This is a genomic window from Rhodoferax saidenbachensis (assembly GCF_001955715.1).
Classification (GTDB): domain Bacteria; phylum Pseudomonadota; class Gammaproteobacteria; order Burkholderiales; family Burkholderiaceae_C; genus Allorhodoferax; species Allorhodoferax saidenbachensis.
The window spans coordinates 1,922,031-1,944,454 of the sequence record NZ_CP019239.1 but is presented as its reverse complement, the minus strand read 5'-3'; the positions used below and the strand labels follow the sequence as shown (position 1 = coordinate 1,944,454).

Genomic DNA, 22,424 nt, shown 5'->3' with positions numbered 1-22,424 from the left:
TTCCGGGGTCAATGTTTTTCCAGCACGGTACGCCCCTGCACCACAGTGAACTGGGCCAGTGTTTCAATGCCGGCATCGGGCCGGGTCACGTCAGTCACGGTGCGTAGCGTGGTGGTGAGCTGTTGGGGGGTGAACTCCACCACACCATAGCCGCGGCGCTCGCGGTCGGCAAAAACAAAGTGCGGATTTTCTACCAGCAGTTCGGGCAAATGTTCGTTGCTGCCACCACGCGAGGTGATGCTGGTGCCGCAAAACTCCACGCCCACAGCCGCGCTGTCAGGGCGCGCGTAGTCGGCTTTCACCTGCCCGACCCAGTTGGCGTGGATGTCGCCGCCCAGGAACACCGGGTTGGCCACGGCATGGCGCTGCAGGCTGTTCGTCAGGCGGGTGCGGGCCGGGGCGTAGCCGTCCCAGCCATCGTTGGACAAATGCTGCGCGGGCCCGCTCTTGAAGTCGCGTTGGCCAAACAGCGTTTGCTGGCCCAGCACACTCCAGCGCGCCCGGTCCTGGCCCAGTGCACTATCCAGCCACTGCTCCTGTGCAGCGCCCAGTAGCGTGCGGCGCGGGTCGCTCCAGATGCCACAACTGGCCGGGTTGACGGTGCCAGCGCCGTACACGCCGCCTTTGGTGCAGGCCTGGGGGTCGCGGTACTGCCGGTCGTCCAGCAGGTACAGGGTGGCCAGATCGCCATAGGCAATGCGCCCATAAAGCCGCAATTCGGCGCCTTGCGCCAGCCCGGCCAATGCGCGGCCCAACACATGGGCACGCAGGGGCATGTGTTCGTAATAGGCCTGGTAGGCGGCAGCGCGGCGCGCGGCAAAGTCGGCCACGTCCGGGCCACGGCTGCCGGGAGTAGTGCCCGCGTAGTCGTTTTGCACCTCGTGGTCGTCCCAGGTCATGAGCCAGGGGCAGGCAGCGTGCATGCGCTGTAGGTGCACATCGCCCTTGTAGAGTGCATAGCGTGCGCGGTATTCGTCCAGCGTGATGGCCGTCCCTGCCGCAACGGGACGCACAGCCTTGCTGGTGCCCGCGTATTCATAGATGTAGTCGCCCAGGAACAGCACCGCATCGAGCTGCTCCTCCAGCATGTGCCGGTAGGCGCTGTAGTGGCCGTGTTCCCAGTGCTGGCAGGAGGCATAGGCCAGGCGCAACTTTTTGGCAGCGGTGCCGGGCGCGGGGAACGTGCGCGTGCGCCCGGTCGCACTTACCGCCTGGCCCACCATGAAACGGTAGTGGTACCAGCGGTCCGGCTCCAGGTCGGGAACCTCCACGTGGACTGAATGGGCGAGTTGCGCAGACGCAGTGGCCTGGCCTGTGCGCAAGCCCTGTTTGAACTGTGCGTCATGCGCCATCTCCCAGCGCACGGTGATGTCGGCTTTGCCCAGAGCCGCCGCATCCGGCTGCACCAGACGTGTCCACAACACCACCGAATCATGGGTGGGCGAACCGCTGGCTACACCCAGCGCAAACGGGTCGGACTCAAAACGCGGCTGACTCCAGGCGCTGCGCGGCAGCCACAGCGTGCCGGCCACACTGCCCGCCAGTTGCAAGAGGTGGCGGCGGTCCATGCGCATGGCGCTCATGTCCTATTCGGCGGCAATCTGGCGCAGCGCCTGCTCAAACACCTCGGGTGGCTGGCCGCCAGAAATCAAGTGCTGGTCATTGATGATGATGGCCGGCACCGAGTGGATGCCTTGGCTTTGGTAGAACTGCTCCTGTTCGCGCACTTCGTCGGCATAACGCCCCGTGGTCAGGACGGCTTGCGCCGCGACAGAATCCAGGCCAACTTCAAACGCCAGTGAGACCAACGTCAGGTGTTTGGACGGGTCTTTGCCATCTGTGAAATAGGCCTTGAGCATGGCCTTCTTCAGAGCCATCTGCTTGGCGCCCGTGGGGTCCACCTCGCCCGCCCAGTGCAGCAGACGGTGCGCGTCAAAGGTGTTGTAGATGCGGCCACGTTTGTCCATGGCGAACTCAAAACCCAGCGCTGCACCGCGTGCGCGGATGTTCTCGCGCGCCGCCTGGGCCTGCTCGGGTGTGGAGCCGTATTTTTCGCTCAGGTGTTCGGTGATGTCCTGGCCAGCGGGGCCCATGTTGGGGTTGAGCTCAAACGGCTGGAAATGGATGTCCGCCTGCACCTGCCCTTCCAGGCGGCCCAGCGCGGTTTGCAAGGACTGCAGCCCAATGGCGCACCAGGGGCAGGACACATCGGAAACAAAATCGATTTTGAGAGGCTTGGTCATGTGAATTCCAGAGGAGTAGACGCCACTGTAGCGAGGTCTGGGCGGTGCTGCACAGGCGCGGTGAGAAGTCCCATTTTTAGACCAGGCAACCCGGCAGGCCCCAGTGTTATGGCGCGCCCCGCCACCAGTGCACAAAGTCGTAGGCCACCGGGCGCCAAGCTAGCAAGACCAGTACCAGAGCCAAAGGCAATGTCGTGCTGTAGCCCACCCATTTGAAGCCCAGCGCACCACACAGGGCACCGGCAAAAAAACCCGCAATCAGTTGCAGGTGGATACCCAGCTTGCGCCGGTTGGCCTCCACGCGCACGCCGGTGTTGTCCCGGCCATTGATATAGACCAGCTTGCCCAGTTCAATCCCGAGATCTGTGACCAGGCCAGTGACATGGGTGGTGCGGATTTCAGCGTGGGATATTTTGGTGATCACGGCGTTTTGCAGACCCATGATGAAACATAGCACCAGCACGGTCAAGGACACGAAGGCAGCGCCGAACACATTGATGGCCGAGCCAAAAACGCCAAAAACCAGCAACAGCGCCGCCTCCAGCAGCAGCGGGCGGCCAAATGCACTGTGCAGGTTGCGGCGCAGACTCCAGTTCACCATCCATGCCGTGGTCATCGCCCCCCCCACAAAGGCCATCAGAGACACCACACCCACCAGCACCGCTATCCAATGGCCCAACACCATGTTATCGGCCACCGACGACACCACCCCGGTCATGTGGGAGGTATAGGTGCCCACCGCCAGAAAGCCGCCCGCGTTGATGGCACCCGCCACGAAGGCCAGGGTAGTCCCCAGGCCGCGGTTGGCTTGGTCAGACCGCTGAATGTCGGTCCAGCCAAGTTTCACAAAGCCTGCCCCAGGCGGGCCACGCCTTCTTCAATCTTCGCCACATCGGCCGTGGCAAAACTCAGGCGCAGCGTGGACGCATCCGCGTCGTGGGCGTAAAACGGCGCACCGGGCACAAAGGCGACCAGCTTCTCGATGGCGCGCTGGGCGAACACCGTGGCGTTGGTTTCCTTGCCCTGCGCGCCCGTGAGCCGTGCCCAGAAGAACATGCCACCTTGCGGCGCGTTGAAGGTGATGGCATCGCCCAGCGCACTGCGCAGCGATTCGCCCATGACACGCGCACGCTCGGCGTAGGTCTTGCGCACCACGGCCAGCGCGCCGTCCAGACGGTTCAGTGTGAGGTAGTGGGCCGCAGCGGCTTGCGTCAGATTGCTGGTGTGGGCGTCGCTGAACTGCTTGCACATGGTGGCACGGGCCAGCAGCTCGGTCGGCGCAATCATCCAGCCCACACGCAGGCCGGGACTCAGAATCTTGCTTAAAGACCCGCAATGCACCAGCCAGTCGCGGCTGCCGGGCACGCTGTCGCTCAGGGCCAGCAGGCTGGCGGGTGGCGCATCGCCAAAGTACAACTCGCCATACGGGTCGTCTTCCACGATCACGGTACCGGTACGCACTGCGATTTCCAGAATACGTTTGCGCCGCGCCAGGCTCAGGGTCGCGCCGCTGGGGTTGCCGAAGGTGGGAATCAGGTACACCAGCTTGGGTTTGTGCTCTTCGATCAGCTGTTCCAGCTTGTCCACATTGACACCGTCCGCATCAATCGGTGCACCAATCAGGTGGGCGCCATACAGGCGGAAGCACTGGATGGTGGCCAGGAAGGTGGGAGCCTCCACAATCACTTTGTCACCGGGGGAGATCAGCGTCTTGCCAATCAGATCCAGCGCCTGCTGGCTGCCGGTGGTGACGATCAGGCCGTCTGGCGCCACAGTGGCACCCTTGTTTTTCATGAACACGCTAAGTTGCTCTCGCAGTGGCTGGTAGCCCTCAGTAGCACCGTACTGCAGCACCGGGCCAGGGTTGCTGGCCAGCACGGCGGCGGTGGATTCGCGGATGCCTTCCACATCAAACAGCGCCGGGTCGGGAAAGCCGCCGGCAAAGCTGATGATGCCGGGCTTGCCCAGCAGCTTGAAGAGTTCGCGGATGGCGGAGGTTTCAATGGCGTTGAGGCGATCGGCAAATTGCATGGAATGCGGCTTTCAAAAATGCGGGCAAAAAAAATAGGTGCGCCCCGCACAAACCCGGGCGCTCGGGCGGCGGTCTTTGGGGTAAATTGTCACCGATTGCACCGATACACCTTCCCGGAGACCCCATGGCCAATCTTGATTCGTTTTTTGAGTCCGTCAAACTGCCTTCCATGTCTGAGGTCGCGCATGCGCTGATCCAGACGCTCAGTGACGATGACGTCTCCGTCGGCCAGGTGCGTGACCTGATTGCCCAGGACCCGGCCCTCTCGGCCAAGCTGCTGCGCCTGGCCAATAGCGCCCAGTTCGGCCTGCCCCGCGGGGTGGGCACGCTGGACGATGCCATCACCATGGTCGGCATGGCCAAGGTGCGCACGCTGGCGCTTGGCGCCTGCCTCAGCGAATCGTTTCCGTCCCTGCCCGACCTGGACCGCAAGGAATTCTGGCGCACCAGCATGGCCTGCGCAGGCTACGCCCAGTGGCTGGCCACGCGTCTGAGCATCGATGGCCAACTGGCATGGCTCACCGGCATGATGCTGCGTCTAGGCGAACTGCTGATCGCCCAAGCCGACCCGGTCACCCTGCACGAAATTGAAAAACTGCCCCACCTGCCCGGTGTGCGCTGGCAGCGCGAGCAGCGCCTGCTGGGGTTTACCGAAGGCCAAATCACCGCCGAACTGGCACGCCGCTGGAATTTCCCCATGCAGATGGTGCAGGCCCTGCAACGCTCGGCCGATCCCATCACCGACCAGGCGTTTTCCCGCTTGGGCGGCGTGGTCCATCTGGCAGGCCTGCTGGCCGAGACCGACCACGCCGGCATCGCCGCCGTCGATGAGCTGCCCAAGGAGGTGATCGCCGCCCTGATGCTGGACATGGACTGGATGCGCAGCAAACTGCCAGACACCAGCAGCTTCATGGACGTAACGGCCTGATGACGCCTGCCGACATCGAGACCTTCTTCGCCACGCTCCAGGCCGCCAACCCGCACCCGCAAACCGAGCTGGCATTTGCCTCGGTGTTCGAGTTGCTGGCTGCCGTCCTGCTGTCGGCCCAGGCCACCGATGTCGGCGTCAACAAGGCCACGCGCCGCCTGTTTGTGGTGGCCAACACCCCACAGAAGATCCTGGCCCTGGGAGTGGAAGGGCTGGAACAGCACATCAAGACCATCGGCCTGTACCGCAGCAAGGCCAAGCACCTGATGTTGACCTGCCAGATGCTGGTGGACCTGCATGGCGGCCAGGTGCCGCGCACCCGCGAAGCGCTGGAGGCCTTGCCCGGCGTGGGTCGCAAGACGGCCAATGTGGTGCTCAACGTGGCGTTTGGCGAGCCCACCATGGCGGTGGACACGCATTTGTTCCGCCTGGGCAACCGCACCGGGCTGGCGCCGGGCAAGACGCCGCTGGCCGTGGAAATGGGTTTGCTCAAGCGGATACCCAAGGCCTACATGGTCGATGCGCACCACTGGCTGATCCTGCACGGGCGTTACGTGTGCCAGGCGCGCAAACCTTTGTGCTGGCAGTGCGGTGTGGAAAAGGTTTGTGGCTTTAAACTCAAGACTCCCGCACCGAAATAACATTTCCCGGCCACCGCTCCCTTTTTTACCCGCACCATGGCCGACATTGCCCCCTTTTTGCAGTCCGTCAAGCTTCCGGTGATGCCCGAGGTGGCCCACGCGTTGATACGCACGCTCAATGACGAAGACGCTGACGTCACCAGCGTGCGCAACGTCATTGCCAAAGACCCAGCCCTCACCGCTACGCTCTTGCGCATTGCCAACAGCGCTCTGTTTGGCCTGTCGCGCAGCGTCAACAGCCTGGACAGTGCCATGAGTGTGGTCGGCATGTCGCAGGTACGCGCACGCGCCCTCTCGATCTGCCTGGCCAATGCCTTTGTCATGCCGCCACCCCTGAACCGCCTGGAGTTCTGGCGCCACTGCATGGTCAGCGCCGGGTATGCCAAGTGGCTGGCCGGCCACGTGGGCATTGACGAGCAGCAGGCCTGGCTCAGCGGCATGATGCTGCGCCTGGGCCAACTGACGATTGCCCAGAAAAGCACGGTGCTGCTGGAAGAAATTGAGGCCCTGCCCAGCCAACCGGGTGAGCGCTGGCGCCGTGAGCGTGACCTGCTGGGTTTTGACGAAGGCCAGATCACCGCCGAGATCGCCAAACGCTGGGACTTCCCCGACGCCTTGGTGCGCGGCCTGCACGCCAGCGGCGCGCCCATGCAAGCCGCCACCTTCTCGCGTCTGGGTGCCGTGTTGCACCTGGCCGGCCTGATGGCCGATGACCCGTCACCGGCGATCCAGGACCTGAGCGCCCTGCCCACGCCGATCGTCCAGGCGCTCAAGCTCGATATCGAGAAGCTGTCGGCCGACATTCCCAGCGCTGAATCCTTCAGCGATATTTCTGCCTTGTTAGGCTGAACGACAAGGCTCCACACACGTGAATCTGGACTCGCGCACCATCATGATCATCACGGCCTGCATGGGGCCGCTGATGGCCATGGTGCTCTTGGCCATGCGCAGCAACTATCCCACTGCCATCCGCGGGCTGGGCTGGTGGGCACAAGGTGCGTGCTGGGCTTTTGTGGGCGTGCTGCTGATTACCGGCCGCGGAACACTTCCACCGTTCTGGTCGGTGGTGGTGGGCAACGGGCTGATGATGCTGGGCATGGTGCAGTGGCTTTTGGGCACCCGCCGCTTTCTGGGCGTCCCCACCCACACCAGCCGCTGGATGCAGGTACTGGTCTTCTCACTGGTGCTGCTGGCCTGGTACCTGATGGTGCAGCCGAGTTATGAAGCCCGCTCGTTGATCGTCAGCGCCACCATGTGCCTGTTCCTGCTGGCCTGCGCCCGGCCATTGATGCGCCAGAGCAAATACCGCTTTGCCAGCCGCTTCCTGGTGCTGGCCCTGCTAGGCAATGCCAGCACCTGGGTGGCACGCACGATAGGCCACTTTGGCGGTTATATGAATGGCCAACTGTTTGCCGACAACACCTTCAACACGCTGCTCAATGCCAGCCAGACTGCCGCCACCTTGCTCACGCTGATCGGTTTTGTGCTGCTGGCCAGTGAACGGGTACGCGAAGAGTTTGAAAAACTCGCCAGCCGCGACTCCCTCACCGGCATCCTGACGCGCCGCGCCTGGAACAGCGTGGCCCAGACCGAGATGGAGCGCAGCCAACGCCACGGCCGCTCGCTGTCGCTGGCGACCATGGATCTGGACTATTTCAAGCGCATCAACGACAGCCACGGCCACCTGGCCGGCGACCAGGCACTGTTGGACTTTGCGCGCCTGGTGGGCCGGCATTTGCGCCGCCACGACCAGTTTGGCCGCATGGGGGGCGAAGAGTTCGTGCTGCTGCTGCCCGAAACCAGCCTGCAGGAAGCCGCCAGTGTGGCCGAACGTATTCGCCTGTCCGTGCAAAACGCCCAGAGCGTGGCCCCATTCACCGTGAGCATGGGGCTGACCACCCTGGTGCCGGAAGACCTCTCCGTGGATATGCTGCTGGCACGCGCCGACGCTGCGCTGTACCGTGCCAAGGCCAAGGGCCGCAACCGCGTGGAGCTGGACGCTGGTCTGGCTAATCTGGCGCAGTTCCCGGGCGGGTTGGCGCCAGGCAGCACCACTGCCCCCAGTCCACTGCAAGACGCGGCCACTGACTCGGCACCTGCACCGCTGGTACGCCCTGTGAAATCAGCATTGCGGCACGTATCACCCCGGCGTGGGTGATCCACACCGCGTCCCCCTCGCCCATCTGGTTCCATGTGTCCTGCCAGGCTGAGGCCACACGCTGCAGCACGGCGTTGGCGCTCTCCACACCGCCAAAGCGGTGGTCACCAAAGTCCGCCGTCCAGGCATCCACCGCGGCGCGCGGGATGTGGTCCCAGGGCACGCCCTCCCACTCACCAAAGTCCATCTCCACCAGCCGCGTATCAGGTTTGGGTATCAAATCGGGCCGCAGCCCGCACAGAGATTGCGCAAGCTGCTCACATCTTTGTAGCGTTGAGTGGTGCACGGTCAGGCCCTGCGGCAACACGGCAGCCAGCGCCTGGGCCGCCTGTTGGGTCTCTGCGGCATCGGCAGCCACATCCAGCGCACCGTAACAAACGCCTGGGTCCACCAACGGCCTGGCATGGCGCACCAGCCACAAGGTCACGGCCCCGTCCTCATAACGCCAACGCCCAGCCCAGGTAAAACGCCAGCTCACACAGCTGCTGTGTGGCACCCAGGCAGTCTCCCGTGAAGCCCTGCAGGCGCCGTGCAAACCAGCGCCATAGCACAACAAAAGCCAGCGCAGAGGCCAGCACCGCACTCCCAATTGCTACAACTTTAATAGCTGGATGCGCAATCGCTACGAGGGCTAGAGCCCCAAAACACCATAAAAAGCCAATGGACAGGCTGCTCCCGCTGATCTGGTCTGCCAGCGGCTTGGACTTGGAGCCTGCGGCATCGCCCACATGCGGCAGCAGCCGGATCACCAGCAGCGGCCAGGTGCGCGACACCACATGCGCCAGAAACAAGGCACTGCACAACGTCGTGGTGCTCACGGCACCCAACAGCGCCAGCAGCGACACCTTGGTCAGCAGGACCAGCGTGATGGCGATGGCGCCAAAGGCCCCCACGCGCGAGTCTTTCATGATGACCAGCGCGCGCTCCCGGTCCAGCGTGCCGCCCAGCCCATCGGCCACATCGGCCAGTCCGTCTTCGTGAAAAGCACCGGTGAGCAGAACGCCCACTAGCGTGCCCAGCACGGCAGCCACCAGCGGCGCAAAGGCATTGGCGGGCAGGCCCTTGAGCAGCAAGGCGGTGAGTCCGGCCAGCAGCCCGCCCAGCAACCATCCCACGCCCGGCAAATGCGCCGCACTGGCGCGGAGCATGGCCGGGCTAAAGCCCACCCACTCCGCCAGCCGCCCCGTCACCGGAATGCGCGTGAAGAACTGCAGCGCCAGCAGGTAGTGGCGCACGAACTGCACGGGCAGGCGAAGCAAGGCGGAGAACATCAAACAGTGGTGGCAGATGCCGATTTTTCCGAGACTCCAGCCGACGCAAAACTCGCCATGTCGCGCAGGATGGTGCAAGCCGACTGCAGCAGCGGCCAGGCCAGCGCCGCACCGGACCCCTCGCCCAGACGCAAGCCCAAGTCCAGCAGCGCCTGCACACCGAGGTACTGCAACATGAACTCATGGCCGCGCTCGCCCGAGCGGTGCGCAAACACGCAACGCTGCAACACCAGCGGCTGCAGCGCATGCGCCACCAACACCGCCGACGTGGCGATAAAGCCGTCCACCACAATCACGCGGCGCTCCTGCGCGGCCTGCAACACCGCGCCCACCATGGTCGCAATCTCAAAACCACCGAAGGCGGCCAGCGCATCCAGCGGTGCGGTGGCGTTGGCATGCAGCGCCAACACTTCGCGCAACACCTCGGTCTTGCGCTGCACTGCGGGCACATCCAGCCCGGTGCCCGCACCCGTGCACACCGCAATGTCCAGACCCGCCAGGCGCGACAGCAGCAAGGAGGCGGCCGAGGTATTGCCAATGCCCATTTCGCCCAACAACAGCGCGTTGCCCGGCAAAGCCTTCACCAGGTCGATGCCATGTTGCAAAGCCTCGTCCCGCTGGGCTGCAGTCATGGCGGCCTGGGCCGACGAATCCGCTGTACCCAGGTCAGCGCCCTGCGCCTTACGCACCTGCAAGCCCGTGCGCTGCGCCCCTGCAGGCAGGCCCGCCAGAAAGTCGCGCTTCACACCGCAATCCACCACCGTCAGCGCAATGCCGTTTTGCTTCGCCAACACGCTGACCGCCGCGCCACCCGCCAAAAAGTTTTCTACCATCTGCCAGGTCACGTCACTCGGAAAGGCCGAAATACCGCGCGCCGTCAGCCCATGGTCCCCTGCAAATACCACCATCTGCGGCTGTTCCAGCACCGGGGCGGTGCTGCCCAGGATCTGGCCAATCGCCAGGGCCAGGTCTTCCAGACGGCCCAGCGAACCGAGCGGTTTGGTCTTGTTGTTGAGCGTGTGGTGCAGCGCGTCGTTCAGCGTGGCGTCGGAAATGTTGGCGAGGGTGGGCAAAAAAGTAGTCATAGCAGTCTCTTTCAAAAATCAGTTCACAAAATCTTGCAACACACCGGGGGCAAAGTGCGTTGCGATGTAGTCGGCCAGCCCGTCAAACACGGTCTCCAGCGTGGGCACGGCGCCGCCGAGCTGCGCGCCAAACAGGGCTTGCAACACCGCAGCGTCTTCAAACATGCCGTGCAGGTACAAGCCCAGCACATTGCCAGAGGCGTTGCACCAGCCCAGGCCATCGGGCAAAACAGCGTGGGCCACATCACCCGCAGCGGCCATAGCCACGTGTTGTTGGGTCTGGCCGTGGTGAATCTCATAGCCACTGACCGATACGCCCGCCAAGGATGCCCAAGGACTTGCAGGACCACCAGCCCGTTGGCCAGCGTCAGTGGGCCCCAAGTCGGGGGGCGATTTGTGCGCATTTGGCACCATGAGCCCCCCGGCTTGGGGCCCACTGACGCCAGAAGAAACGCCGAGACCAAAACGGGTCTGCGTATGCCGCACCGTCTTATCCTGGTCAAACACGGTCACCAGCGGCAACAGTCCCAGGCCCGGTGCATTACCGTCAATGCCATGCGGATCAATCAATGCCTCACCCAGCATCTGCAAACCCCCACACACGCCCAACACCGCACCACCCTGCTCCGCATGGCGTGCAATGGCCGCGTCCAGCCCTTGAGAACGCAGCCAGGCCAGATCGCCACTGGTGTGTTTGGAGCCCGGCAGGATGATCCAGTCGGTAGCCTTCAAACCCGCCAGCTCGGAAGGACTGCGCACCCACTGCAAACGCAGACCCGGAATGTTCTTCAGTGGCTGGAATTCATCGAGGTTGCTGATGCGTGGGTAGGCAATCACAGCCACCGTCAGATTCACCGCGCCCTTGGTCACACTGCGGTCATCAAACACACCGTCTTCCTCGGGCAAACCGTGCTGCCACCACATCGGCAGCGTGGCCACCGTGGGAATGCCGGTCAAGTCCTGCAGCATCTGCGGCGCGGGCGCCAGCAGCGCCGCATCGCCACGGAACTTGTTGAGCACAAAGCCTTTGATCAGTGCGCGCTCTTCTTTGGGCAACAACGCCCAGGTCCCGTAAAGGTGCGCAAACGCACCGCCACGGTCAATGTCGGTCACCAGCAGACATGCTGCATTGGCGTGCAGCGCCACGCGCATGTTGACGATGTCACTGGCATGCAGGTTGATCTCGGCCGGAGAACCTGCGCCCTCTATCACCACCACATCATTCTCAGCACGCAATGCGTCGAGCGCCGCGGCGATCTGTGGCCAGACGTGGGCACTGCGGCCACGCCATGGCATGGCGCTGAGCTCCGCGCTCACCTGCCCCATCAGCACCACCTGGCTATGCGTGTCGCGCTCAGGCTTCAACAACAGCGGGTTCATGCGCACATCGGGTACGGCATTGGCGGCCAGGGCCTGGAAGTATTGGGCGGAGCCAATCTCGCCCTGGCCGTTTTCAGACGCCACCACCCGCGCGTTGTTGCTCATGTTCTGCGCCTTGAACGGCGCGACTTTCAAGCCTTGGCGCGCGTAGTAGCGGCACAGTGCGGTTGTGAGCCAGCTTTTGCCCGCGCCGCTGGTCGTGCCCAGCACCATCACACATTTGGCGGTCATCAGGTGGTTTCCATGGTCAGAGTGGTGTTCTTTGTCAGAGCAGCTAGCAACGCATCTTGCGCCTGCGGTGACAGCACACCCAGGCGCACCTGGCCCGGCAGGCCAAACGAAGTGGTGTCGCGCAGCTTGATGCCTTGCGTGCGCAGCCGGGCACACAGGGCAACCGCATCTACCGGGGGGCGAGCGCAGAAAAACGGCGTGTCGCTAGGCAATACTTCCCAGCCCGCACCTTGCAGCAACTCCACCTGCCGCCGCTTCCAGCCACGCAAGGTGTGCAGGCTTTGCTGCAACCAGGCTTGGGTGTCGGACTGCGTCCAGGCCAGCAGCATCGCCACGCCGTGTGCGCCCAGCACCCACGAGGGTGCCAGCGCGTCGAGCTGCTGCACGGCCTGCGCGGCATCGTGCGGTGCAATCGCATAAGCCGCGCGCACGCCGGTCAGGCCCAGTGCCTTGTTGGGGGAAAACAGTTGCCACAGCGCATCACGCTGCGAATCGTTCAGGCTGGATGCGCCACTCAGGCGCAGCGGCGCGTAGGCGCTGTCCAGCACCACATGGCTTAACTCTGCAGGCCACTGGCCATGCGCCTGGCCCAGCGGGCTGGACGGCTCACACGCCCAGACCAGCGCCGCGGCATCAACATCCGTCAGCGCATCCAAACCCCAGGGCCGCGCCGCATGGGCGTAATCGCCATAGGCATGCGCAGGCAGGCACACGCTGCGCGCGCCTTGCTGCACAGCCCAGGCCGTGATGCGGAAAATAAACTCGCTGGCACTGCCCGCCAACACAATGCGCCAGGCCGCCACGCCGTGGAAAACTGCCAACGCGGCACGCACTGCTGTGTAGCCAGCATCGGGATAACGCGTGGCATCGGCCGCCTGCACAGCAGCCAGCACCTGCGGGCACGGGCCGCAGGCGTTGCTGTTGGTGGAAAAGTCATACAACGGCGCGCCCAGCGCGTCCGGCCCGCCATGGATACGGGGTACAGCTTTCACACCGCACCTCCAATCACTATCAAAACCATAGCTGCTTGCGCAAGCACCACAAGGGCTAGAACCGCTTTGGACGCATAAACCAGAGCGGATGCCGTGTCAGCGGCCAGCGCAGTACGCCCCGTTGCATTGAGCACATAAACGCCGGGCTTGCGCAGCGCCACGTCCAGATTCAGCGCCATGGCCGCCATGGGCCAGCCGCTGTTGGGCGACGGGGTTTGCCTCGCTTCGGCCGGCAAACGGCACGCCCGTGCCCAACCTTTGGTACCACCGGCCAGCAGCAACAGCACCGCCGTGATGCGTGCAGGTATAAAACTGAGCACATCGTCGGCCCGCGCGGCCCACTTGCCCGCCCATTCCCAGTTCTGCCCTTTGTAGAGTCCGCGATAGCCCCACATGGCATCGGCCGTATTGGCAAAGCGGTACAGCGCCGCGCCCGGCAGGCCCAGCAACAGAAACCAGAAAATCGGCGCCACCACGGAATCATTGAGGTTCTCGGCCAGCGACTCGATGGCGCTCTCACGCACCTGGGTGTCGGTGAGCTGCGCCACGTCGCGGCTCACCAGCCAGGCCAGGCGCGCACGCCCGTCAGCCAGCGACTGGCCCAATGCGTCTTCCACCGCCTGCACCTCGCTCTTGAGCATGGTCCAGGCCAGCAGGGGTTTCAGCAGCAGGCCCAGCAACAGCCCGGCACACCACCATGGCAAACCATGCAACAGCCACTGCAGCGCGCCAGCCGCTACCAAAACAATAGCTGCTTGCGCACACCACATAAGGGCTGCAAGCCAAAAAGCCTTGTAATCCACGGTGTCCGGCTGCTGCACGGTGTGGCGCTGCACCCAGCGCCCCGCCCCGCCCAGTGCGTGCCCCATCCACACCACCGGGTGCAGGCGCACCGGCGGCTCGCCCCACCAGCGGTCAACCGCCAGCGCGACTGGCAGGGCCACTGCCATGGAAAGGGCCCACGGGGTCATATCCGATGCTGCCGTGTTTTACGAGGCGGCGTTGGCCGTGCCCGCAGTACCTGCGCCCGCGCTCTCCAGCACCGCAAGCAGGGCTGGACGTACCCAGCGCTGAAACGCCAAGCCGCCCACCAGGCCCAAGCTGACCCAGAACGACAACGACACCCAGGTGGTGGCCCAGATGAACTGCGTGCCCAGTTTCTCCAGCGCGGCATGCGCCTCGGGGCCAAAGCCGGCCAGCGCATCACCCTGCAACTGCGGTGCCCCCACCACAAACGGCACGGCCAACAGCGCAACAGCGACCAGCCAACGCCAGGATCCACGGGCAAAACCGGCTACGGCGCAGGCAGAGACCGCACTGCCCACCGCCAGCACCCACCAGACCTGGCGCGCGTGCAAGGGCGCGGCCTCCATGCCGGGCACTTCCGCGTGCAGACCCAGCGAAGGCCAGAAATGAAAGCTGAGCCAACCAGCAGCAGCCACCCAGCCCGCCAGGCGCAGGGTCGCGACGACACCACCGCGCTGATAAAGCCACACACCCATCACCGCGAACACCAGCAACGCCATGCTGAAGGCGTGCAGGGTGTTGGCCACCCAGGTCCAGCCAATGCGCTCGGCACCGTTTTCGGGCTCCCACGCATTTGCGGCGTCGTGCTCATGTTCGTGCACAGCTGCCGCATCGGCATGCACGTGGGCGGCAACCGCATTTGCCGGAACAGCCGCTTCCGCCGGTGCAGGTGCCTCTGCCTTCTGCTCTTCGTACACCTCGGCCGCCAAAATCAATGGCGCTGCCTGCCAGCGTTGCACGCCGGTTTGCACACTGCCCACCACCACGGCGGCGACCAGCGCCGACCAGATCAATCGTTGGAAAACCATGGGAATCTCCTTGAATTGCCGACTTAGTGGCAAGGTTTGACGGTGATGTGGCGCACGTCATGCGCCGCGTTGTGCGCCAGCGGGCTCTCGGCAAAGGCTACGCCGTAAAGCACCACCAGGCCAAGTGCGGCAGCCGCCAGCAGCGGGCCCACCAGGGACAGGGTCAGATGGGCGCCCTCAGAGGGGCTGTGGGTCAAAGTCGTCGGATCGGTCATCGTTATCTCCTTTGGGTTACGGGTGAAAAAATCGGGGCGTGAAAATCCACGCTCAGGCGGTACTGGCCAGGATCGGTGGCAGCCGCGCCAGGATGCCGCTGCGCAGGCGTTCGGGCCGGCTGTTACGGGCCAGGTTGCCGTCGGCGCTGTGCTTATGCAACTGCGCGCAGGCAATCACCTGGGCGGCAGTCTCGGCATCGGGCGCCAGATCGCCAAAGTAATAAGTGAACTTGCCCTGGGCTTGCAGTGTGACAGTGCAAGCGCGCGAGCAGCCGCTCATGCAGGCCAGGCCGCGCACCTGCAGGCCTTTGTGCTCGCCGGTGTCCAGCTCGCAGTTCAGCAGCGCGTCCTGCACAGCCTCGAACAGGGCCAGGCCTTCGGCTGGCAGCTCGCGTGAAGCGCCGGGCGGGCGGCAGGTGGTGCAGACAATGATTTCGGTATCGGACATGGATGTATTTTTCAATGGATGGGTCAGGCCAGCGCCAGCTGGTGCTCCGCGCCCCAGCGCGTGGCCCAGGCGGCACAGCGGCCCAGGTTCTTTTTAGGGTCGTCAAAGTCGACGATGACCAGGTGCTGCGGCGTCAGAGGCGCCTGCGGTTGCTCCAACGTGCGGCCATCGGTCAGTAGCCAGAGCCAGCATTCGGTCGGACCGCCGATTCGCAACGTGCGCTGCAACAGGCGGTCGGCCTGGGCCAAAGCCTCGGCCAGCGGCGTGCCACCACCACCACCCACCGGACGCAGGCGCTGACTACCGGAGGCGCGCGCGCGGCCGGGTGGCAGCAATAGCTCCACGCCCTGCCCGCCAAAACACAGCAGAGCCACATCGTCGCCCTGGCGCGCGGCCTGTTCAATCATGAAAGCCGCATGGCCCTTGGCCAGCGCGAGGCGGCCGCGCTGGCGCATGGAGCCCGAGGTGTCCAGCACGATGCAGTGCAGGCGACCGGCACGCAGTGCCACGGGCTGGCGACGCAGATGTTCGCGGTGCAGGGGCGCCGGCCCTTTGGCCACCACGGTGGGAAGCCAGGCAATGGAGGCACTGCGCTGCCGTGCGCCCGGCGCAGTGGTTGTAGAAGAGGTCTGGGGTGGAGGCCACCGCCAGCTGCCAGGCCCGTTGCGCGGGCGGCGGCTGGGGTGGCCTAGGCTTTTTTTGGCGGCCACCCGGCGATTTTTTGGACCTTGGTGGTGCCTTCGGGCTGGGCGGGCATTGCGCCCCAGTCGCCTTGGGGCGCAGGGGCAGCGGTTTGCTGGTCTTGCGGGCGCTGTGGGTTTTGTTGGGGCTGCTGCGGTGCGCTGGTGGTGCTTGGCGGCTGCGCAGCACCACCTTCGGGTCGGCGGTGTGCCAGCGCGAGTTCGGCCACGGCGTCCACGTGCGCCACGGTCACTTCGCTGCGCCCTTCCAGTGCCGCCAACGCACGCGCGGCACGCAGCATCACCAGATCGGCGCGCATGCCGTCCACACCGGCTTCAATCGCGCAGGCTGCCGCGTGATTCAAAACTTCGTCAGACCAAGTCAAACGCGGCAATGCGGCTCGGGCTGCTACCAGGGCAGAGCTCAAGGCACGTTGTTCTTCTGCATGTTGGTCCGCCAGGGCTGCGGGGTTTTCATCAAAACCCAGGCGCGCACGCAGGATGGCGGTGCGCTGTGCGGCATCCACCGGGTTGGCCAGCGCCACGGACAGGCCAAATCGGTCCAGCAGCTGCGGGCGCAGCTCGCCCTCCTCCGGGTTCATGGTGCCCACCAACACAAAACGTGCGGCGTGTTGCTGCGAAATACCATCGCGCTCCACCGTGTTCACGCCGCTGGCGGCCACGTCCAGCAGTGCATCCACCAGCGCGTCAGGCAGCAAATTAACTTCATCCACATAAAGCACACCGCCATGCGCACGCGCCACCAGACCGGGCGCCAGGCGCACCTGGCCGTCGCGCAGCACGTCTTCCACATTCAGCGTGCCCACCAGTTGCTCCAGGCTGGCAGCCAGCGGCAATGTCACAAACGGCGCGCCAGGCAAGAGCGCCGCTAGTGCACGCGCCGCGGTGGACTTGGCCGTGCCGCGTGGGCCGCTGATCAACACCCCGCCAATGCCGGGGTCAATGGCGGCGAGCTGCAGCGCCCGCTGCAATTGCGGCTGGCCCACCAACGCGGTAAAGGGAAAAGCCGCGCGCGTGGCGGGTTCCAGAGAAATATTGTTTGTAGAAGTCGTCATACCAAAGGTCCTTCTCCGTGTTCTTCCACGCGGCGCTCCAGCGCCAGCAAATGGTCTTCAATGCGTTCGCGCTGGTCGCCCGGCGCCTCCCACAAGCCACGCTGCATGGCTTCGAGCAGGCGCTCGCCAATACTGCGCAGCGCGCCGGGGTTGTGCTCTTGCAAAAACGCGCGGTTCGTGTCGTCGTGCAAATAGGCATCGGCCACCAGCGCGTACTGGTGGTCGCCCACCACGCCGGTGGTGGCGTCAAACGCAAACAGGTAGTCCACCGTGGCGGCCATCTCAAACGCGCCCTTGTAGCCATGGCGGCGCACGCCCTCCAGCCACTTGGGGTTGACGGCGCGCGAGCGCACCACGCGCGCCACCTCTTCACCCAGCGTGCGGATGCGCGGCGCGCCGGGCACGCTGAAGTCGCCGTGGTACAGCGCAGCCGCCTCGCCGGTCAGGGCCTGGACGGCCACCGCCATGCCGCCCTGGAACTGGTAGTAGTCGTCCGAATCGAGCACATCGTGCTCGCGGTTGTCCTGGTTGTGCAGCACCGCGTCCAGCCCAGCGATACGCTGCTCAAAGCTGCCACGCGCTGCCACACCGTGTTCGCCCTGCCCGTAGGCAAAGGCCCCCGCACGCAGATAGGCCTGTGCCAGATCGTTGCCATCCGTCCAGCGGCCGCTGGCCATCAGCTCCTGCAGGCCGGCGCCGTAACCGCCGGGCCGTGGGCCAAACACGCGCCAAGTGGCTTCGCGTTCCGCCGCCTCGGCGCTCAGGCCCTTGGCCTGTGCATCGGCCGCCTCACGCCGCACACGGGCGCGGATCGGGTTCACCTCGTCAGGCTCGTCCTCTTCGCTGATCGCGGCCACGGTGCGCACGGCCGTATCAAACAGGTCGATCACATTCGGGAAGGCATCGCGGAAGAAGCCTGAGACGCGCAGCGTCACATCCACGCGCGGCCGGCCCTTCAGACTCATGGGCAGCACCTCGATGTCCACCACCCGGCTGCTGCCATCGGCCCACTTGGGCCGCACGCCCAAGAGCGCAAACGCCTGGGCAATGTCCTCGCCGCCGGTGCGCATGGTGCTGGTGCCCCAGACCGACAGGCCCACCTGGCCCGGCATGCTGCCATGGTCTTGCAGGTGTCGCTCGATCACACGCTCGGCCGCCGCGGCGCCCATGGCGTAGGCGGTTTGCGTGGGCACGGCGCGCGTGTCCACGGAATAGAAGTTGCGGCCGGTGGGCAGTACATCGGGGCGGCCGCGCGACGGTGCGCCGCTGGGGCCGGCGGGGACAAATTTTCCTGAGAGGCCACGCAGGCACTGCAAAATTTCTTGCGGGCCACAGGCGTCCAGGCGCGGGCGCAGCACGGTGCGCATGCGGTCCAATACGGGGGCGGTGTGCGGCCACAGCTCCGGGTTATCGAGCGGAAAAATACCCCGTTCGGGCTGATAAAACCCCCGTTCGCCCTGAGCTTGTCGAAGGGCTTCGACAGGCTCAGCCCGAACGGAGGTGGGCTCAACGCGAACAGTATTGAAGGGAACAGGGGGAATCATTTCAGACGCAATGACATAGTCCTGCACCAGTTGCCGCGCCAGCAACTCAAGTCGCTCCCGCGTATGCCCCGCATGGCGCCAAGCCTCGGTGCTAACACCCTGCAACACCGCAGGGAACGGACCATTCCAGGGCGCCGCCCACTCCGGGCTCAGTGCGCTAAATCCATCTACACCATCCAGTTGCAAGTCTTTTGCCAGTGCCTCCAGCAGGCTGCGCTGCCCGGCAGCCGTGCCACCGGGAAACCGCGCCAGCGCCACCAGCGTATCGATTTGCTGGCGGCCCTGCGGGGATGTACCCAGGATGTGCAGACCATCGCGGATTTGGGATTCCTTGATCTCGCACAGGTAGGCGTCCAGCCGCTGCAGCAGCGCCTCGCGGCCGGCATCGTCTGCGGGTTTGGCAAAGCCCAGGTCGGTGTGCAGGTTCTCGGTCAACACCCGGTCCAGAATATCTACGCGCAGGCGCTGGGCGCGGCGCGGGTCCAGGGAGATGGCCTCGTAGTACTCGTCCATCCGCCGCTCCAGCTTTTGCAGCGGGCCGTAGGTCTCGGCGCGCGTCAGAGCTGGCATCAAGTGGTCGATGATGACGGCCTGCGTGCGGCGCTTGGCCTGGCTGCCCTCGCCGGGGTCGTTGACGATAAACGGGTAAAGGTGCGGCAACGGGCCCAGGATGGCGTCGGGCCAGCAGTGGGCGCCCAGCGCCACGCTTTTGCCGGGCAGCCACTCCAGGTTGCCGTGTTTGCCCACGTGCACCACGGCGTCCACCGCAAACTGGCGGCGCAGCCAGAAGTAAAACGCAAGGTAGTTGTGCGTGGGCACCAGATCGGCATCGTGGTACGTGGCGACCAAATCCAGGTCGCGCCCGCGCGCGGGCTGGTTGCCGACGAACAGGTTGCCATAGCGCTGGCCCGACACCATGAAGCGTCCGCTGCGCACCATGGGGTCTTGCTCAGGCAAGCCCCACAGCGTATTCACCGCGTCGCGGCTGGCGGCGTCCAGGCGGTTGAAGTCCGCTAGGTAGTCGGCCATGGCCAGGCTCTGGCCGGCAGGACGCATGTCGTTGGCGTCCAGGTTGTTGGTGACACCGGCTATCAGCGCGGCCATCAACGCATCACTGTCCTCGGGCAAGGCGCCGGTGGTGTAACCGGCGCCCTGCATAGCCTGCAGCAGGGCCACGGTGGAAGCGGGTGTGTCCAGGCCCACGCCGTTGGCCAGGCGGGAGTCATCGTTGGGGTAGTTGGCGAGGATCAACGCCACGCGTTTGTCGGCATTGGGCTTGTCACGCAACACACACCAGCGGCGCGCCAGTTCGGCCACAAAGGCCATGCGTTCAGGCTCGGGCTGGTAACGCACCACGTCCACCTCGGTGCGCTCGCAGCGCCAGGCCAGGCCCTTGAAGCTGATGGCGCGCGTGCCGATGCGGCCGTCCACCTCGGGCAGCACCACCTGCATGGCCAGGTCGCGCGGCGCCAGGCCGTGCGGGTCGGCCTGCCACTGCTCTTGCGCGCAACCGGCGGTGATGAGCTGCAGTACCGGTGCATCACCCGCCAGCGGCGCCATCTGCGCACCGTCCACGCTGTCGACGTCGTCACCGTCCAGCGCAGTGATCGCAAAACTCGTGGCGTTGAGCACCACGCCCACGCTGCGCTGCACGGCTAATGACTGCAACAGCGCAAGGCTGGCCGGGTTCTTCAGCGAGTCCACCGCAACAGCCACGGTATTGAGGCCTTCGGCGCTGAGAGCGGCCAGCATGGCGTCAAACACCGCCGTGTTGCCAGCCTGAACGTGGGCGCGGTAGAACACCAGCAGCGCCACGGGCGCACCGGCCTGCCACGCGGGGGCGGCCAGCGGCGTGTAAACCATGGCCGGTGGCAGCACGGCCGGCGGCGCGGGGCGTGCGCCCAGGCCAAAGGCGGCGTGGCCTATGAGTTCAAAAAAGCCGCGCGCATTGTCGCGGCCGCCTTCACGCAGGCTGCGCCAAAGCTGGCGGCAGTCTTCGTGCGCGGCGGTGCTGCGCAGCAGCAGCTGCAGGTCTTCGCTGGCGTCGCCCGAAAACAGGGCCAGCCACTGGCCGCGTTCGCGTGCCAGTTCACGCACCCGCTCCACCACATAGGCCCAGTCACTCGCCGCGCCCAGGTGGTCGATGACGATCACGCGCGCATGCTGCAGCACCTCGTCCACGTACATGTCGGCCGACGCAGGCTGGCGCAGCCACATCAGGTTGGCCAAACGCACCGTGGGGAAGCCATCGGACAATGCACCCGCAGCATCGGCCAACAAAGACAGCGTGGTGTCCGCCGCGCTCAGCACCACGATGTCGCCCGGCGTCTGCTCCACGCGCACCACGCCCTGGCCTCCGTCTTCAACGTGGCCGCCGGGGCGGGTAGAGAGCAAATGCATTTTTTACTTCACAAGGTAAGGTTGAACAGCCAACCACTTATCTCGCGCAGGTCGGCGGGGCGCTCTGCGCAGCGGCATAAAGGGGGAGCCCGCAGGGCGGAGGACAGCCGCGGAGCAGAGTGCCCCGTCGGCCTGTGCCCGCCACGGGCCTAAACCATCAGCGTGCATTTGAAATCAAGCCGCGACGGGCGTTGTAGATGCGGCCAGTGCCGCGCTCAGCTCAGCCTGCAACACAGCCGCATTCAGTTCCGAGCCGATCAACACCAGGCGCGATTGGCGCACTTCATCGGCGCGCCACGGACGATCAAAGTAACTGTCAAAACGGGTGCCCACGCCCTGCACCACCAGGCGCATGGCCACACCGGGCAAGGCCACAAAGCCCTTGGCGCGGTAAATCTCGTGGCGCGCCACCACGCCCTGCAGGGCGGCCAGCAGGCCTTCTCGGTTGGTCACATCCAGCGCTACCTGCACCGAGTCAAAGGCGTCGTGGTCGTGGTCTTCTTCCTCGTCGTGGTGGGTCTTGCGCTGGTCGATCTGGTCTTCCACTGCGCGCTCCAGGCCCAGCAGCACACCCATGTCGATGCGGCCATGCTGCGCATGCACCAGCTTCACGCCAGGCAGCGTCTCGGCACGGATAGCGGCTTCCACCTCCACAAGCTGGGCAGGCGTCACGCCATCGGTCTTGTGCACGATCACCAGGTCGGCCGTGGCCAACTGGTCTTCAAACAGCTCGTGCAACGGGGAGTCATGGTCCAGGTTGTCGTCGGCTCGGCGCTGGGCGTCCACGGCCACCGGGTCGTCGGCAAAGTCACCGGCCGCCACCGCGGGCGCATCCACCACGGTCACCACGGCGTCCACGGTAAAGGTGTTGCGCAGCGCGGGCCACTGAAAAGCCTGCACCAGTGGCTTCGGCAGCGCCAGGCCCGAGGTTTCAATGATCAGGTGGTCGATCTGGTCGCGACGCTTGGCCAACTGCTCCATCACAGGCGCAAATTCCTCTTGCACGGTGCAGCACAGGCAGCCGTTGGCCAGTTCGTACAACTGTCCGTTTTCTTCGCCGTTCTCGTCGCAGCCAATGCCGCAGCCGCGCAGCAGTTCGCCGTCGATGCCCAGTTCGCCAAACTCGTTGACGATGACGGCAATGCGGCGGCCTTGCGCGTTGGCCAGCAGGTGGCGCAACAGCGTGGTCTTGCCGCTGCCCAGGAAGCCAGTGATGATGGTGGCGGGGATTTTTCGGGTTTGCATCAGGAAGTCCTTGAAGAAAA

At 65.0% G+C, this 22,424-nt stretch carries 20 protein-coding genes and 1 pseudogene; 4 read left to right on the top strand and 17 right to left on the bottom strand.

Features of this window, described 5'->3' with window-relative positions:
- Positions 1–8 precede the first annotated feature (8 nt).
- The 4 genes from RS694_RS09295 to RS694_RS09280 all read right to left on the bottom strand — a co-directional run bounded on the left by RS694_RS09295 (position 9) and on the right by RS694_RS09280 (position 4,274).
- Complete coding sequence (locus RS694_RS09295; RefSeq protein ID WP_029707594.1) at positions 9–1,583, bottom strand: alkaline phosphatase D family protein; 1,575 nt, start codon at positions 1,581–1,583, stop codon at positions 9–11.
- A gap of 3 nt (positions 1,584–1,586) precedes the next feature.
- A complete protein-coding gene (locus RS694_RS09290) occupies positions 1,587–2,243 on the bottom strand; it encodes a DsbA family oxidoreductase (protein WP_029707595.1) in 657 nt (218 codons plus the stop codon).
- Between the two features lie 106 nt (positions 2,244–2,349).
- Entirely contained in the window at positions 2,350–3,090 is a 741-nt protein-coding gene (locus tag RS694_RS09285; RefSeq protein WP_029707596.1) for a YoaK family protein, read from the bottom strand.
- Positions 3,087–4,274, bottom strand: a complete 1,188-nt coding sequence (locus RS694_RS09280) for an aminotransferase-like domain-containing protein (protein ID WP_029707597.1) — start codon at positions 4,272–4,274, stop codon at positions 3,087–3,089. The genes RS694_RS09285 and RS694_RS09280 overlap by 4 nt, the downstream gene beginning before the upstream one ends.
- Positions 4,275–4,399: 125 nt before the next feature.
- On the opposite strand from RS694_RS09280, the gene RS694_RS09275 reads away from it, so the two are divergent.
- The 4 genes and pseudogenes from RS694_RS09275 to RS694_RS21045 all read left to right on the top strand — a co-directional run.
- On the top strand, positions 4,400–5,203 hold the full coding sequence (locus RS694_RS09275) for an HDOD domain-containing protein (protein ID WP_029707598.1): 804 nt from the start codon (positions 4,400–4,402) through the stop codon (positions 5,201–5,203).
- On the top strand, positions 5,203–5,844 hold the full coding sequence (nth, locus tag RS694_RS09270; protein ID WP_029707599.1) for an endonuclease III: 642 nt from the start codon (positions 5,203–5,205) through the stop codon (positions 5,842–5,844). Before RS694_RS09275 ends, nth begins: the two co-directional genes overlap by 1 nt.
- Before the next feature lie 36 nt (positions 5,845–5,880).
- A complete protein-coding gene (locus RS694_RS09265) occupies positions 5,881–6,693 on the top strand; it encodes an HDOD domain-containing protein (protein WP_029707600.1) in 813 nt (270 codons plus the stop codon).
- A 43-nt stretch (positions 6,694–6,736) separates the two neighbouring features.
- Positions 6,737–7,828, top strand: a pseudogene (locus RS694_RS21045) (GGDEF domain-containing protein); the annotation flags it as partial.
- A gap of 25 nt (positions 7,829–7,853) precedes the next feature.
- On the opposite strand, the gene RS694_RS09255 reads toward RS694_RS21045, so the two are convergent.
- From RS694_RS09255 to cobW, 13 genes are all read right to left on the bottom strand, one after another.
- Positions 7,854–8,429, bottom strand: coding sequence for a histidine phosphatase family protein (locus RS694_RS09255; RefSeq protein WP_076069538.1), 576 nt, complete (start codon positions 8,427–8,429; stop codon positions 7,854–7,856).
- 10 nt (positions 8,430–8,439) lie between these two features.
- Positions 8,440–9,273, bottom strand: coding sequence for an adenosylcobinamide-GDP ribazoletransferase (locus RS694_RS09250; protein ID WP_081708618.1), 834 nt, complete (start codon positions 9,271–9,273; stop codon positions 8,440–8,442).
- Complete coding sequence (gene cobT / locus RS694_RS09245) at positions 9,273–10,358, bottom strand: nicotinate-nucleotide--dimethylbenzimidazole phosphoribosyltransferase (RefSeq protein ID WP_029707603.1); 1,086 nt, start codon at positions 10,356–10,358, stop codon at positions 9,273–9,275. Before cobT ends, RS694_RS09250 begins: the two co-directional genes overlap by 1 nt.
- Positions 10,359–10,376: 18 nt before the next feature.
- Complete coding sequence (locus tag RS694_RS09240) at positions 10,377–11,969, bottom strand: cobyric acid synthase (RefSeq protein ID WP_029707604.1); 1,593 nt, start codon at positions 11,967–11,969, stop codon at positions 10,377–10,379.
- Positions 11,969–12,961 carry an aminotransferase class I/II-fold pyridoxal phosphate-dependent enzyme gene (locus RS694_RS09235; protein ID WP_029707605.1) on the bottom strand — a complete coding sequence of 331 codons (993 nt, stop codon included), beginning with the start codon at positions 12,959–12,961 and terminating at the stop codon, positions 11,969–11,971. The genes RS694_RS09240 and RS694_RS09235 overlap by 1 nt, the downstream gene beginning before the upstream one ends.
- Positions 12,958–13,932: an adenosylcobinamide-phosphate synthase CbiB gene (gene cbiB / locus RS694_RS09230; RefSeq protein WP_029707606.1), complete on the bottom strand. Its 975-nt coding sequence runs from the start codon at positions 13,930–13,932 to the stop codon at positions 12,958–12,960. The genes RS694_RS09235 and cbiB overlap by 4 nt, the downstream gene beginning before the upstream one ends.
- A gap of 18 nt (positions 13,933–13,950) precedes the next feature.
- The gene (locus RS694_RS09225) at positions 13,951–14,796 is read right to left on the bottom strand and encodes a CbtA family protein (RefSeq protein WP_029707607.1); all 846 of its coding nucleotides are present in this window, start codon (positions 14,794–14,796) and stop codon (positions 13,951–13,953) included.
- 23 nt (positions 14,797–14,819) lie between these two features.
- Entirely contained in the window at positions 14,820–15,011 is a 192-nt protein-coding gene (locus tag RS694_RS09220; RefSeq protein ID WP_029707608.1) for a CbtB domain-containing protein, read from the bottom strand.
- Between the two features lie 52 nt (positions 15,012–15,063).
- Positions 15,064–15,459 carry a DUF1636 family protein gene (locus RS694_RS09215; protein ID WP_029707609.1) on the bottom strand — a complete coding sequence of 132 codons (396 nt, stop codon included), beginning with the start codon at positions 15,457–15,459 and terminating at the stop codon, positions 15,064–15,066.
- 23 nt (positions 15,460–15,482) lie between these two features.
- Positions 15,483–16,169: a vWA domain-containing protein gene (locus tag RS694_RS09210; protein ID WP_029707611.1), complete on the bottom strand. Its 687-nt coding sequence runs from the start codon at positions 16,167–16,169 to the stop codon at positions 15,483–15,485.
- A complete protein-coding gene (locus RS694_RS09205; RefSeq protein ID WP_029707613.1) occupies positions 16,148–17,215 on the bottom strand; it encodes a magnesium chelatase ATPase subunit I in 1,068 nt (355 codons plus the stop codon). The genes RS694_RS09210 and RS694_RS09205 overlap by 22 nt, the downstream gene beginning before the upstream one ends.
- On the bottom strand, positions 17,212–21,159 hold the full coding sequence (gene cobN, locus RS694_RS09200) for a cobaltochelatase subunit CobN (RefSeq protein ID WP_029707614.1): 3,948 nt from the start codon (positions 21,157–21,159) through the stop codon (positions 17,212–17,214). The genes RS694_RS09205 and cobN overlap by 4 nt, the downstream gene beginning before the upstream one ends.
- 174 nt (positions 21,160–21,333) lie before the next feature.
- Positions 21,334–22,404: a cobalamin biosynthesis protein CobW gene (gene cobW, locus RS694_RS09195; protein ID WP_029707615.1), complete on the bottom strand. Its 1,071-nt coding sequence runs from the start codon at positions 22,402–22,404 to the stop codon at positions 21,334–21,336.
- Between the last annotated feature and the right edge of the window lie 20 nt (positions 22,405–22,424).